Below are 15,670 nucleotides of genomic sequence, written 5' to 3'. Positions count from 1 at the left end.
GATAACTTTGAGATGAAAATCACTATATATATTTTTAAAAGTCAATAAAAGGTTAAATAAAATGCATTCTCATTTTGATAATAATCGATTCTCATTTTGATAATTTCGTTTTTTATATCAGTTTTAAATAGTATTTTAACAACAAAATAAGAGTAAATATAATGAGTAGAAGAGGAAATAGCCGAAAAACTTAGGGTTCAACTTTTTAAAATATGCTTTTAATTTTATTAAAAGAAAAACACTTGGCATAAAATTTGCTTATACTAATTTATAGATGGCAATAGGATAATTAAGTGAAACTTTTAATTTATTTAAAGTAGACGAAAAAAGAATAACTTATATGTGACTTTAACTATTCTAAGAAAATCAATAAAATTAAAATATAGGAGAGTGACATGGAAAAAAATATAAAATGGACTAAAAATAATATCAAGAGAACCAACTATAAAGAATGTATTGAATTTTTAAGTGAAAAAGAAGTAGGAAAAGCAAAGAGTTTTCATGAAAGTTTTGATCAATATACAGTAACTCCATTAGCTGACTTAGGTAACCTGGCTAACCATATTGGATTAAATGGAGTTTATCTAAAAGATGAATCATATAGATTTGGGCTAAATGCATTTAAAGTATTAGGTGGGTCATTTGCAATGGGAAGATACCTTGCTTCTAAATTAGGTCGTGATATTTCTGAATTGGGATATAAAGAACTAATTTCAGAAGATGTAAAAAAAGAATTAGGAGATATTACATTTGCTACAGCAACTGATGGAAACCACGGTAGAGGAGTAGCTTGGACTGCTAATAAATTAAATCAGAAATCAGTAGTTTATATGCCAAAAGGATCTTCTATAACAAGACTTGAAAATATAAGAGCAGAAGGTGCTGAGGCAAGCATCACAGAAGTGAACTATGACGATGCAGTAAGAATTGCAACAGATTACGCAAATAAAAATAATGGGGTAGTTATTCAGGATACAGCGTGGGAGGGATATGAAGAGATCCCGGCATGGATTATGCAGGGATACGGAACAATGGCCTTAGAATCAATAGAGCAGTTAAAAGAAAAGAAGATAGAAAAACCTACTCATATCTTTTTACAGGCAGGAGTAGGGTCATTAGCAGGTGCAGTGCAGGGAGTTTTTGCTTCAATATACGGAGATGACTGTCCGACAACTGTAATAGTGGAATCAAACTTAGCAGATTGTTTATATAAATCAGCAAAGGCAGGAGAAATGAAATATGTTGGTGGAGATATGCAGACAATTATGGCTGGTCTTGCTTGTGGTGAGCCAAACACAATAGGTTGGGAAGTATTAAAGAATCATTCGGCAGCATTTGTATCTTGTCCGGACTGGGTAGCTGCAAATGGGATGAGAATATTAGGGTGCCCTATTAAGGGAGATGACCAAGTAGTCTCAGGAGAATCAGGAGCAGTTACAGCGGGATTATTATTTGAAGTAATGACTAACCCTGAATATGCTCAAATGAAAGAAGATTTAAAGTTAGATGAGAATTCAAAAGTATTATTATTTTCCACTGAGGGAGATACAGATCCTGAAGTATACAAAAAGATAGTATGGCATGGAGCTCATACAAAATAACTCAAATATTTACGGTGTTTTGAGTTTCTGGAAATACAATAAAAAAATAATATAAATTCAGGAGGAATAAAATGTTAAATCAAACTAGAGAAGAGAGGTTAATTGCATTATGTCAGGAGTTAATTAGAAATCCATCTGTTTCTGGAGAAGAGGAGAAGGTAGTAGAAGCAATAAAAAAGGCAATGTTAGATGAATTTGGATTTGATGATGTTCAGATAGATAGATATGGAAATATCATAGGAAGAATTAAGGGAAATAAACCAGGAAAAGCAATATTATTCGATGGTCATATTGATACTGTCCCGGTAACGGATGATTCAGTATGGAAATATGCTCCATTTGGAGGAGAAATTGTTGACGGTAAGATTTATGGGAGAGGAACTTCAGATATGAAAGGACAGGTATCTGCAATGATTGCTGCTGCATCTTATTTTGCTGAAGATATAAAAAAAGATTTTGCTGGAGAAATTTATGTAGCAGGTGTAGTACATGAAGAAATATTTGAAGGGATTGCAGCTAGAGAAATTTCTAAAAATATCAAACCTGATTATGTAGTAATTGGAGAATCTTCAGAGCTTAACCTTAAAATAGGTCAAAGAGGTAGAGGAGAAATTGTAGTAGAAGTATTTGGAAAACCTGCACATTCAGCTAACCCGCATAAAGGAATTAACTCTGTAGTTAAAATGGCCGGAATAATAGAAAGAATAGAAAAACTTGTGCCCACTGAGCATCCAGAATTGGGAAAAGGAATTCTTTGTTTAACTGATATTAAATCGTCACCATATCCAGGAGCATCTGTAGTCCCTGAACACTGTAGAGCAACTTTTGATAGAAGGCTTCTTGTTGGTGAAACAAAAGAATCAGTTCTTGCTCCAATAGAAAAATTATTAGAAGAAATGATGGCAGCAGATCCCCAATTGAAAGCAAAAGTATCCTATGCAATAGGTAAAGAAATGTGTTATACAGGAAACCATATCGAAGGAGAAAGGTTCTTCCCAGGTTGGCTTTACTCTGAAGAAGATGAGTTTGTACAGGCGGCACATAAAGGATTAAAAGAGGCAGGAATTAATTCTGAAATTACTCAATATTCATTCTGTACTAATGGTTCTCATTATGCAGGTGAAGCAGGAATCAAAACTATAGGATTTGGACCATCAAAAGAAAATTTAGCTCATACAATTGACGAACATATTGAAATAGAGCAACTTTGCTTGGGAGCAAAAGGATATTATGGGATTTTAAAATCAGTTTATAACAAATAATCTTAAGAAGGTGTGAAAATGGATATTCTAATAAAAAATGGAAATATAGTTGATGGAACACTGGCAAAACCTTTCATAGGAGATCTCCATATAAAAGACGGGAAAATACATGCAATAGGTGAAAATATTCATATTGATGGAATAAAAATAGTGGATGCCAAGGGCCGTGTAGTTGCTCCGGGATTTATTGATACTCATAGTCACTCAGATTTAGTGATGCTCCTCAATCCTTACAATGAAGTAAAGATTAGACAAGGAATAACAACAGAGGTGCTGGGCCAGGATGGAATATCTATGGCTCCACTCCCTATTGAATATATCAGTCCTTGGAGAAAAAATCTGGCTGGTCTTGATGGTGATTCAGATGATATAGACTGGGAATATGAAACAACAGAAAATTATCTTAATATGATGGCTAAAAAAGGCGTGGGTTTAAATGAAACGTATTTAGTCCCCCACGGGAATATAAGAATGGAAGCTATGGGGTTGGCTGGGAAAGCAGCTACAGATAAACAGATAGAAAGGATGTGTGAAATAACAAGAAGAGAGATGGAAGCAGGAGCCTATGGTCTTTCTACTGGACTCATCTATATGCCGTGTGCTTATTCCGAGACAAAAGAAGTTATAGAGATGTGTAAAGTAGTAGCTGAATATGATGGAGTATTTGTAGTCCATCAAAGGAGTGAAGCCGACACCATATTAAATTCTATGAAAGAGATTATAAGAATTGGAAAAGAATCGGGGGTAAAAGTTCATTTTTCTCATTTTAAAGTATGTGGGAAGCAAAACTGGAAATACATCGATGAAGTTATTGAGTTGTTGGAAGAAGTTAAAAAAACCGGAATAAAAGTATCGTTTGACCAATACCCATATGCAGCAGGAAGCACTATGCTTGGAGTTATTTTACCTCCCTGGGCACATAATGGGGGAACAGATGAATTAATAAAAAGGTTGAAAAGTAAATCTGATAGGGAAAAAATGAAAGCTGATATAGAAAAAGGGATTCCAGGCTGGGATAACTTTGTGGATTTTGCTGGAATTGATCAAATATTTGTAACATCTGTTAAAACTGATAAAAATCAGGAAGTAGTAGGAATGAGTTTAGAAGAATTAGGAAAATTTAAAGGGAAAGATCCATTGGATGCAACTTTTGATCTTTTAAGGGATGAAGAGAATGCAGTTGGAATGGTAGATTTTTATGGAAAAGAAGAGCACATAATAAAATTCATGAAAAGACCGGAACATAATGTTTGTACTGATGGATTAATGGCTAAAGGGAAACCTCACCCAAGAGCATATGGTTCTTTCCCAAAAATACTTGGAAGATATGTAAGAGAGAAGAAAGTACTTACTATAGAGCAGGCTATCAATAAGATGACTAAAAAAGCTGCAGAAGCTATCGGGATTAAAGGAAGAGGCAGTTTAGAAGTTGGAAAACATGCTGATGTTCTTATTATAGATATGGAAACAGTTATTGATAAAGGAACATTTATAGACCCTGTTCAATTTCCTGTGGGAATAGATAATGTTTTTATTAATGGACATCACGTAATAGATGAAGGTGTTTACAATAAGATCCTTGCAGGGAAGGTAGTTAAAAGAAACTAAAGGGGGGGAAGATGTTTTTAATTGGAAATGGAAGATTGATAACACAAGAAGAAATGAATCCCTTCTATCACAACGGAACTGTTGTGGTAGAAGGGAATGAAGTAATAGAAACAGGTGAAACTCAAACAATGAAAGAAAAATATCCGGATGCAGAATTTATTGATGCAAAAGGTCAATTGATAATGCCGGGAATGATCAATACTCATCATCATATATATAGTGCTTTTGCAAGAGGTATGGCTTCTACAGGTCCAGCTCCAAAAAACTTTGTAGATATTTTAGAAAATATGTGGTGGAAAGTGGATAAAAATTTAAAATTAGAAGATGTAAAGTACAGTGCTCTTACGACATATATAGAAAGCATAAAAAATGGAGTAACAACAATATTTGATCACCATGCAAGTCCAATGGCAGCAAAAGACAGTTTATTCACCATTGCAGATGCCGCTAAAGAGATTGGAATAAGAACCTGCCTTTGTTATGAAGTTTCAGACAGAGATGGTATTGATATATTAGAGGAGGGAATTAAAGAGAATACAGATTTTATTAAATACTACAACACAAAAAACCAAAATATGATTAAGGGAATGTTTGGGATGCATGCTTCTTTCACTCTATCAAGTGAATCTTTACACAAGTGTGTAAAATCTATGGAAGGCCTAGATGCCGGTTATCACGTTCATACAGCGGAAGCTATAGATGATTTAGAAGATTCATTAACTAAATACAACAAGAGAGTCGTAGAGAGACTTGATGAATATGGAATTTTAGGAGAAAAGACAATAGCAGTTCATTGTATCCACGTAGATGACAATGAAATGAATATCTTAAAAAATAATGGAACTCAGGTAGTTCATAATCCTGAATCAAATATGGGAAATGCAGTGGGCTGCTCCCCAGCTTTAGAATTATTAGAAAAAGGGATTAATGTAGGACTTGGAACCGATGGTTATACAAATGATATGTTTGAGTCTATGAAAGTCGCTAATATAATACATAAACATGTAAAATCAAACCCTTCTGTAGCTTGGGGAGAAACACCTCAGATGTTGTTTGAAAATAACAGAAAGATTGTAGCTAAGTATTTTGATGGAAATATAGGAGTGTTAAAGAAAGGAGCTATGGCAGACATAATAATAGCTGACTATAACCCATTAACTCCTATGAATGAAACAAATTATAGCAGTCATATATTATTTGGGCTGATGGGTAGAAGTGTGAATACCACCATCATAGATGGAAAAATTATAATGAAAGATAGAAAATTAGTAGGAATAAATGAAAATGAAATATTTGAAAGATCAAGAGAACATGCAAAAAAAATGTGGAATAAAATGCAATTAAAATAAATTTTAATTATTAGGATGAAAAGGAATGTGGATAGCTAAAAATCACAATAAAAATATTTAGGGGGAATTTTTAATGAGCGATAACAATAAATTATTAATAGGAGAAGCATTACCACTTAGTTTTCAGCATTTGTTAGCAATGTTTGTAGGGACAATTGTACCTCCAATTTTAATAGCAGGGGCAATTGGTGCCTCGATTGAGCAACGAATAACTCTTATTCAATCAGCACTTTTTGTATCGGCAATAGCAACTTTTATTCAGTTATTTCCACTACCTTTATTCAAAAAATACAAATTAGGATCCGGTCTTCCTATGATGATGGGAATGAGTTATGTATTTTTAGGATTAACTGTAGCAGTTGCAAAGGATCAAGGATTACCAGTTTTATTTGGTAGTTTGTTGGTTGCTTCAATAATTGGAGTTTTTATGGGGTTTTATGTTGATAGAATAAAAAAAATATTTACACCACTTATATCAGGAGTATTAGTTATATGTATGGGGATAGGCCTTTACCCATCAGCAGTAAAGAATTTTGCATCTGGGATAAAACCTGAAAACTATGGGGATCCTAAAAATATATTTGTTGGATTATTAGTAGTTTTCATAATAGCTATTTTAAATAAAATTGGTAGAGGTATGATAAAAAATGCGGCTATTGTAATCGGAATGATAGTCGGTTATATAGTGGCAATTCCTTTAGGGATGGTTGATTTTTCAAGTATTGCTGAAGCTGGATGGCTTGCAATTCCAAAACCAATGGCTTATGGAATTGAGTTTGATACAGGAATAATAATTACATTTACAATAGCTTATGCTATTTCTATTATTTCTTTACTCGGGTGTGGAACAGTAACAACATTTGGTGCATATGGAAGACCGCTTAAAGGTGAAGAAATTGCAAATAGTACTATAGCAATGGGAGTAGGCTCTGTTATATCGTCTTTATTTGGATCTATACCAATGGCCGGACTTACACAAAATGCAGCAATTATTTCGATAAATAAAAAAACCCAAAAGGTTATATTTGTTTTAGCATCATTAATGGTACTAGTCACTAGTATATCTCCTAAAATAGCATCCTGCTTAATATCTATACCAAATTCAGTAATAGGAGGCGGAACTCTTGTAATTTTTGGAATGATTACTATCTCTGGGATGGGTCTTTTAAACAGAGTAGGTGATAATGAATATTCAAAATTAATAGCTGGAATATCGATTGCAATTAGTATTGGAATTACTTATAATCCAACAATGTTTTTAAAATTTTCACCAACAATCCAAACATTGATAGGTAAATCATCCCTTATATCAGGAGTTATTATCGCTTTAATACTTCAAGAATTATACAGGTTAATAGATAGTTTTAATAGCAAGAAAAAAGTCATACAAGAAAATATTTAGGTAGTTAAAATCAAATAAAATAAAGAGGTAGCTAATGAAAAATAAAACTTTATTTATAAAAAATGTAAAAGCCATAATTAGTTGTGATTCGAATGATCAAGTTTATGAAAATATGAATATATTCATTGAAAGTGGAGTTATTAAGGATATAAGTAATAAAGTTTATGAAGCTGAAAAAACAATTGATGCTACTGGAATGATCATATATCCGGGATTAATAAATACACACCACCATTTATATCAAATTTTTACCAGAAACCTTCCAGAGGTACAAAATATGGAACTTTTCCCTTGGCTATTACATCTCTATGAAATTTGGAAAAATTTAGATGCAGATACAATCAGATTTAGTTCGCTAGTTGGGATGGGAGAGCTTTTAAAAACAGGTTGTACGACTTGTTTTGATCACCACTATGTATTTCCTAATAATGTTGCCAATAATCTTATCGATGTACAGTTTGAAGCTGCAACGGAATTAGGGATTAGAATGCACTGTTCTAGAGGAAGTATGTCATTAAGTAAAAAAGATGGCGGTTTACCACCTGATGCCGTTGTTCAATCTGTTGAAGAAATTTTAAATGACTCTGAAAGACTTATAAAAGAATACCACGATTCAGAACCATACTCTATGAGACAAATGGTTTTGGCTCCATGTTCACCATTTAGTGTTACAGGGGAACTTATGAAGAAATCTGCTGAACTTGCGAGAAAATACAATGTTAGATTACACACCCATCTTTGTGAAACTATAGATGAAGAAAACTTTACAATTGAAAAATTTGGGATGAGACCACTTGAGTATATGAAAAGTCTTGGATGGATTGGAGATGATGTTTGGTTTGCTCATGGGATTCATTTTAACGATGAGGAACTGGAACTATTAGCTAAAACGAAAACTGGAGTTGCTCATTGTCCAGTTTCAAATATGAAACTCTCTTCAGGAATTGCAAGAATTTCTGAGATGCAGAAAATGGAAATTCCTGTAGGTTTAGCTGTTGATGGTAGTGCAAGTAATGATGGCTCGAATATCCTTGAAGAGATTAGGGTAGCATACCTGCTTCAAAGATTGAAATATAGTAATGAATCTATCGGTGGATATGAAATTTTAAAATTAGCAACTAATGGTGGTGCTGAAATTTTAGGAAGGCAACATGATTTAGGGTCTTTAAAAGTGGGGAAAGCTGCGGATCTATTTATGATAGACTCGAATAGAATTGAGTTAGTCGGAACCCAATATGATTATAAGGCTATGCTTGGAACTGTTGGAGTAAAAGGGAGCGTTGATTATACCATTGTTAATGGGAATGTTGTAGTTGAAAATGGAAAATTAGTTAATATAGATGAGAAAAAAGTGGCTTTAAAAGCCAACATTCTTGTTGAAAAATTAAATTGTTCTAATTAAATACTTATAAGGGCAAGGGGTTAAAATATTACGCTGATATTGATAAATCAATTATTCAAAATATTGAGAGGAAATTACAGAATATAGGGGGAATAAAATGGCAAATATAAAAGTAAATTTCGCAGGACTAGAGTATGAAAATCCGGTAATCGTAGCAGCAGGACCACCATCAAAAGATGCTGAGACTTGCGTGAATGCAGTAAAAAATGGAGCAGCAGGAGTAGTAGCAAAAACTATATCATCTGTAGCAGCAGAGATCCCAAAACCATGTATGCATGATTTTAAAGGGAAACATTTTTTAAATACAGAATTATGGTCTGAAGAATCACCAGAACATTGGGTAAAAAATGAATATGCAAGATGTAAAGCAGCAAATGAGCCATTAATCATTGGATTGGGGTATGTAGAAGCTGATATTAGAAAATTAATACCCATGGTAGACGAGTTTGCTGACGGATACGAAATATCAAGTCATTATGTTGGAAGAGATCTAACTCCAATGTTAAACACATTAAGAGCAGCTAAGGAATTATCTGCGAAGCCGGTATTCATGAAAGTATCTCCAGGTGTAGAAAATTTAGGTGAAGTAGCAAGACAATTAGAAGCAAATGGAGCAGACGGATTGGTAGCTATAAACTCTGTAGGACCATGTCTTTCCATCGATTTGGAAACTGGAAAACCTCATATGGGGTCTAAGAATGGATATGGATGGATGTCAGGAGCAGCTATAAAGCCAATTGCAATGAGAGTAGTATATGAATTATCTGCAGCAGTTGATATTCCTGTATTCGCAGTTGGAGGAATAACTAAAGGTGAAGATGTAATTGAATTCATAATGGCTGGAGCAACAGCAGTACAAGTATGTACTCAAGCAATCATTGAAGGTCCTAAGGCATTTGGAAGAATAGTTAGAGAGACTGAAAAATGGTTAGATGACCATGGGTATGAAAGTTTAGATGATATAAGAGGAATGGTAGGGAAACATTTAGAAAATAGAACAGCTCATAACTATGTAACTACACCACCAGTAGTAAAAGCAGAGAAATGTATCGGCTGTAGTATTTGTGCAAACCTCTGTCCATACCATGCAATTAAAATAAATGAAGATAAGATGGCTGTAATTGATCCTAATGTATGTTTTGGATGTGGAGTATGTGTATCTAAGTGTCCTAAAGATGCTATGACTATTGCCAGATAGGAGGTTAACAATGAAACTTCTACTGAAAAACGGAACTATAGTAACAAGTGGTAAAGTATTTAAAGAAGATATCCTTGTAGAAAATGGAGTGATATCCAAAATTGGCAAAAATTTATCTATAGATAGTGGGCAAGCAGTAGATCTTCATGGACAATACATTATGCCAGGCGGAATAGATGTTCATACACACTTTAATTTAGATATAGGAATAGCAGTTGCAAAAGATGATTTTTATACAGGAACTGTGGCTGCTGCTTGTGGAGGGACCACTACAATAATAGATCATATGGGGTTTGGACCTAAGGGGTGTACACTTCATCACCAATTGGATAAATATAAGGCAGATGCAGAAACAGATGCTGTAATTGATTATAGTTTTCACGGGGTAATCCAGCATATTAATGATGAAATATTAGATGAAATGGACTCAATGGTAGAGGATGGAATAACTTCTTTTAAGGGTTATATGACATATGATTATAAATTACAGGATAAAAATATGAAAGTTATTATGGAAAAGCTGAGTTCTTTGGGAGCAATGACAACTGTCCATGCTGAAGCTCATGATGAAATACAAGAACTTAGAAAAAAGTATATAGAAGACGGGAAAGTTGAACCAATATATCATGCTAAATCAAGACCTGTAAAAGCAGAGGTTGAAGCTATAGAAAGAATGATAAAAATGTCTAAAGAAGCAGGAGAGGCTCCTTTATATATAGTTCATTTATCTTCTGGTGATGGTTTAGATGTGATAAAAAAAGCAAGAGCTGAGGGACGAAATATTTATGCTGAAACTTGTCCTCAATACTTATTTTTGAATGAAGATAAGTATCTTGAGGATAAATATAGAGGCCTTAAATATATAATGAGTCCTCCTCTCAGGGAAAAAAATAATAATAAAAGGCTTTGGAAAGGAATAGCTGAAGGGTATATTCAGACTGTTGCAACAGACCATTGTCCTTTTGATTTTAAATTAAAAAAAGAGCTTGGAAGTAAAGACTTTACCAAGTGTCCAAATGGAGCACCAGGGGTAGAAACTAGAATAGCTCTTATGTATTCTGAGGGAGTAACTAAAAAGAGAATAAGCATAACTAAATTTGTCGATGTTGTAAGTACAACACCAGCTAAATTATTTGGATTATATCCTAAAAAAGGAGAAATTATTTTAGGAGCAGATGCAGATTTTATGATTATAGACCCTAAAAAAAAGATGACTATAGAACATAAAAATTTACATGAAAACGTTGATTATACACCTTATGAAGGAATAGATCTGGTCGGATACCCAACTATGACTATTTCTAATGGGGAAATAATAGTAAAAAACGGAAAATTTTTAGGAAAAAAAGGACGGGGAAAATTTATAAAAAGGAATCGATTTTAGCGTAATACCTAGGGGGGAGTAATGTATAAAATTGAGATAAATGGAAATGTTTATAAATCGGACAAAGTAAAAAATCTATTAGAATATTTAAGGGATGACCTTGATTTAAAAGCTTCTAAAAATGGATGCAGAGAGGGAGCATGCGGTACATGTATGGTTCTTGTAGACGGGAAAGCTATAAAAGCGTGTATTCTTAAGACAGATAAATTAGAAGGGAAAAAGATAACTACTTTAGAAGGGTTATCCCAGAGAGAAAGAGATGTATTTGCATATGCTTTTACAGAAGCAGGGGCAGTTCAATGTGGTTTCTGTATTCCAGGAATGGTTATGAGTGCCACAGCTTTATTCTTAAAAACTCTAAGCCCAACCAAAGTAGAAATAAAAAAAGCACTGATCGGTAATATCTGCAGATGTACAGGATATGTAAAAATAGAACAAGCTATTGAACTGGCGGCAGAAATATTAAGAACAGACAGAGTAATTCCCAAAAGAGAGTGTAAAGGAATGGTCGGGACAAATGCACATAGAATAGACGGTCCGGCTAAAGCAGTAGGTGAAGGAGTTTATGCAGAAGATATAAGGATAGATGGTATGTACTATGGAGGAGCTGTAAGATCAGAATATCCTAGAGCAAGAGTAATATCAATAGATGTAAGTGAAGCAGAAGCAATGGAAGGTGTACTAAAAGTATTAACAGCAGCAGATGTTCCGGGACTTAATAACATAGGGCACCTTTCTTTTATCTCAGATTGGGATGCATTAATTCCAGTTGGAGAAATAACCAGGTATAGAGGAGATGCTGTAGCACTAGTCACTGCTAAGGATAAAGAAACTTTGGAAGCTGCTAAAAAAGCTGTAAAAGTAAAATATGAAGAGTTAACTCCAATACTGACTGTAGAGGAAGCAAAAAAAGAAGATGCACCAAAAATTCATGAAAAGGGAAATTTATTATTTCATCAAACTTTGAATCGAGGAAATGTAGAGAAAGCAATAGCTGAATCAAAACACACAATAACCCATGTTTACAAGACTCCTGCAACAGAACATGCATATTTAGAGCCTGAAAGTGCAACAGCACTGCCAACAGAAGATGGAGTTCAGTTATACACTTCATCTCAGTCTATATATGACGAACAAAGGGAAGTAAGCAGATTGTTAGGGCTAGAACCATCTCAAGTAAGGGTAACTTCTACTTTAGTAGGTGGAGGATTTGGTGGTAAAGAAGATATGACAGTTCAGCATCATGCAGGGTTAATAGCGTATGTTTTACAGGTACCTGTCCAGGTAACTTTATCTAGACAAGAAAGTATTTATGTGAGCACTAAAAGGCATGCTATGGAAATTGAAATGACCACAGCTTGTGATGAAAATGGGATATTAACAGCAATGAAAGCTACTATTTTATCTGATACAGGGGCTTATTCATCTTTAGGAGGACCAGTTCTTCAAAGGGCGTGTACTCATGCATCGGGACCATATAACTATCATAATATTGAAGTAGACGGGAAAGCGTATTATACCAACAATTCTCCTGGAGGAGCATTTAGGGGATTTGGAGTGACTCAATCAGTTTTTGCTACCGAATCAAATATCAACAAATTAGCTGAACTAGTAGGAATCTCAGCGTGGGAAATTAGATATAGAAATGCAATAAGGCCTGGACAAATATTACCAAACGGGCAGATTGCAGATAAAGGAACAGGGCTAGTAGAAACATTGGAAGCTGTAAAGGATGAATTTGATAAAAATAAATATGTAGGATTATCCTGTGCCTTTAAAAATGCAGGAATAGGAGTAGGACTGCCTGACATTGGAAAATGTAGATTAACTGTCATAGATGGAAAAGTCCATTTAAGAACTTCAGCAGCATGTATAGGCCAGGGAGTAGGAACTGTTAACTTGCAAATATTATGCCAGACAACCGGAATTGATCCTAAAAACATAATTATAGAAACTCCGGATACTCATATAACTCCTAATTCAGGAACAACAACAGCATCAAGACAAACTGTATTTACAGGCGAAGCAGTAAGAGTTGCAGCATTCGAACTGAAAAAAGCTCTCAAGGGAAAAACACTGAAAGAGATCAACGGATATGATCATATCGGAGAGTATTCTGGAGTTACTGATAAAATAGGAATAGATAAAGAAAATCCTAAAAGTCATATAGCTTATGGGTATGCAACTCAATTAGTTGTATTAGATGAGAATGGGAAAGTAGAAAAAGTAGTAGCAGCCCATGATGTCGGAAAAGCTATAAACCCTAAATCTGTAGAAGGACAGATTGAAGGCGGAGTTGTAATGGGGTTAGGTTATGCTCTCACTGAGGTAATGTCTTTTGAAAACGGTATGCCACAGGTAAAATTTGGTACTTTAGGATTGTTAAGAGCAACCCAGATTCCAGAAATCAAATCAATAATTGTAGAAAAAAATACCGAAGAGTTAGCTTATGGAGCTAAGGGTGTAGGAGAGATTGTAGTAATCCCTACTGCTCCAGCAGTCCAAGGAGCATACTATAAATTTGATGGTGAATTTAGAACTGAATTACCATTAAAGAAAACAGCATACAAAAAATAAAATTATAATAGAGGGAGAAAAAGATGAATGAACCAATTTTTACAGAAAAAGCACCTGCTGCAGTAGGACCTTACTCACAGGCTATGAAAGCAGGGAACATGTTATTCGTATCTGGTCAAATTCCATTCGTTCCATCAACTATGAAACTAGTATCTCAGGATATTAAAGAACAAACAAGGCAATCATTAGAAAATGTAAAGGCTATCCTGGAAGAAGCTGGAGCGTCATTAAATGATGTAGTAAAGGTAGGAGTTTTTATTAAAGATATGAATGAATTTGCAGCAATAAATGAAGTATACAGTGAATATTTCAATAAAAATAAACCTGCAAGAGCTTGTGTCGAAGTAGCTAGATTACCTTTAGATGTAAAAATAGAAATCGAAGTGACAGCATACCTTACAAAAAATTACTTAGATTAGACATAAAATTTAGGGTGTCTTATGGCACCCTCTAAAATATATTCATGAAATAAAAAAGCTAAAATAATATTTTAGTTTCTTTATTTTATTAATTATTTTTAATAAAATTTTACAAAAGGGACCCTTTTATTTAAAATGTAGTTGGGGGTGTGAGCTATGGAATTAATGAATAGTTTATCAATAGGTTTATCGCAAAAATTATTTCTCACTCAAAAGATGAAGCTTTCTTTAAAAATTCTTCAAATGAATTCGAAAGAATTAAATGAATTTATACAAAAAGAGCAGGAAAGCAATATTCTTATAAAAATAGAAAAAAGAGAAATAGGAAGAAGAAACAGTTATAAAGATAGTGAGTATGATCCCTATGGAGAAGTTACCGAAAAAGAGATATCTTTTTATGACCATCTATACTCTCAAATAGGAGAACTAAGTCTTACTCAAAGGATGAAAGAAATATGTGAATACATAGTTGATAATATAGATTCAAGGGGATATATTAGCCATTGGTTGAGGCATCCTTATAATCAATTTGATTTTGAGAAATGTTTAGAAATAGTAAGAGGTTTTGATCCTATAGGAGTAGCGGGAGATGATTTAAAAAGTTGCCTTTTATTACAATTAAATGAGGATGAAATATATGAAAAAATAATAATAGAAGACTATCTAGAGGATTTAGCTTATGGAGACAAACGAAAAATAGCTAAAAGTGTTGGGATAGACATGAAAAAAATGATTAAAGCAATAGAAAGAATAAAGAGCTTAAATCCGATACCTTCTAATGGGTATTATATAGAAGAGAGAAGAGAGAAGCTTATTCCTGATGCATATGTAAAAGTAGATGGTGAAAACATAAATATAAAGTTAAATGAACAAGTTATTCCTAGAATACTCATAGAGCAATCAGAATCATCCTGCGGGAATAAAAAATATGAAAAATATATATCAAAATGCAGAAAAAGAGCAGAGTTTATAATAAGCTGTATCAAACAACGTCAAGAAACTTTGAAAAGAGTTATTGAAGAAGTGATTATAAGGCAGAAAGAATTCTTTCTAGGTGGTGAGCTAAAACCTTTAACACTTTTAGAAGTAGCAGATTCTCTTGAAATGCACCAATCAACAGTCTCAAGATCTATAAAAAACAGGGATATAGATATAGATGGAAGAATTATGACTCTAAAGGATCTTTTTGCAAAGCAATTTAAACCCAGAAATAATAATGGTACTACTGATGAAATGACAAGAGATTATATCAAAGACATTATTTATAAAACAGTAATGACAGAAGATAAAAATAAACCCTATTCAGATGAAACTTTAGCAAAACTACTTTTGAAAGAAAAAATAAAAATTTCCAGAAGAACAATTGCTAAATATAGGGAAGAAATCTTATTACCATCATCTTCAAAACGAAAACGAAGATCAAAAAACAATAGAATAGGGGAATACATGAAGGAAGTCAAATAAATAA

General features: G+C 33.7%; 11 protein-coding genes. All 11 read left to right on the top strand.

The features are described from left to right. The first annotated feature begins 395 nt into the window (after positions 1-395). The 11 genes from dpaL (at position 396) to rpoN (ending at position 15,666) form a co-directional block, all read left to right on the top strand. Positions 396-1,601, top strand: coding sequence for a diaminopropionate ammonia-lyase (gene dpaL, locus K337_RS0115250; protein WP_028857361.1), 1,206 nt, complete (start codon positions 396-398; stop codon positions 1,599-1,601). A 71-nt stretch (positions 1,602-1,672) separates the two neighbouring features. Beyond that, positions 1,673-2,863, top strand: coding sequence for a YgeY family selenium metabolism-linked hydrolase (locus K337_RS0115245; RefSeq protein ID WP_028857360.1), 1,191 nt, complete (start codon positions 1,673-1,675; stop codon positions 2,861-2,863). An 18-nt stretch (positions 2,864-2,881) separates the two neighbouring features. Further along, positions 2,882-4,471, top strand: a complete 1,590-nt coding sequence (locus K337_RS0115240) for an N-acyl-D-amino-acid deacylase family protein (protein ID WP_028857359.1) — start codon at positions 2,882-2,884, stop codon at positions 4,469-4,471. A gap of 11 nt (positions 4,472-4,482) precedes the next feature. Then, positions 4,483-5,820: a putative aminohydrolase SsnA gene (gene ssnA, locus K337_RS0115235; RefSeq protein WP_028857358.1), complete on the top strand. Its 1,338-nt coding sequence runs from the start codon at positions 4,483-4,485 to the stop codon at positions 5,818-5,820. A 73-nt stretch (positions 5,821-5,893) separates the two neighbouring features. Continuing rightward, positions 5,894-7,222, top strand: a complete 1,329-nt coding sequence (locus tag K337_RS0115230) for a uracil-xanthine permease family protein (protein ID WP_028857357.1) — start codon at positions 5,894-5,896, stop codon at positions 7,220-7,222. Positions 7,223-7,256: 34 nt separating this feature from the next. Next, positions 7,257-8,624 carry an 8-oxoguanine deaminase gene (locus K337_RS0115225; RefSeq protein ID WP_028857356.1) on the top strand — a complete coding sequence of 456 codons (1,368 nt, stop codon included), beginning with the start codon at positions 7,257-7,259 and terminating at the stop codon, positions 8,622-8,624. A gap of 97 nt (positions 8,625-8,721) precedes the next feature. After that, a complete protein-coding gene (locus K337_RS0115220; protein ID WP_028857355.1) occupies positions 8,722-9,822 on the top strand; it encodes a 4Fe-4S binding protein in 1,101 nt (366 codons plus the stop codon). 10 nt (positions 9,823-9,832) lie between these two features. Beyond that, positions 9,833-11,206 carry a dihydropyrimidinase gene (gene hydA / locus K337_RS0115215; protein WP_028857354.1) on the top strand — a complete coding sequence of 458 codons (1,374 nt, stop codon included), beginning with the start codon at positions 9,833-9,835 and terminating at the stop codon, positions 11,204-11,206. Between the two features lie 21 nt (positions 11,207-11,227). After that, positions 11,228-13,783 (top strand): selenium-dependent xanthine dehydrogenase, encoded by a 2,556-nt coding sequence (xdh, locus tag K337_RS0115210; RefSeq protein ID WP_028857353.1) that lies wholly within the window; start codon positions 11,228-11,230, stop codon positions 13,781-13,783. Between the two features lie 23 nt (positions 13,784-13,806). Beyond that, positions 13,807-14,202, top strand: coding sequence for a RidA family protein (locus K337_RS0115205; protein WP_028857352.1), 396 nt, complete (start codon positions 13,807-13,809; stop codon positions 14,200-14,202). A gap of 156 nt (positions 14,203-14,358) precedes the next feature. After that, a complete protein-coding gene (rpoN, locus tag K337_RS0115200; protein ID WP_028857351.1) occupies positions 14,359-15,666 on the top strand; it encodes an RNA polymerase factor sigma-54 in 1,308 nt (435 codons plus the stop codon). Positions 15,667-15,670: the final 4 nt, after the last annotated feature.

This window comes from Psychrilyobacter atlanticus DSM 19335 (assembly GCF_000426625.1).
In the GTDB taxonomy this organism is placed as follows: domain Bacteria; phylum Fusobacteriota; class Fusobacteriia; order Fusobacteriales; family Fusobacteriaceae; genus Psychrilyobacter; species Psychrilyobacter atlanticus.
Note: the sequence above shows the minus strand (reverse complement) of the source record. Positions and strands in the feature narration are given on the sequence as shown.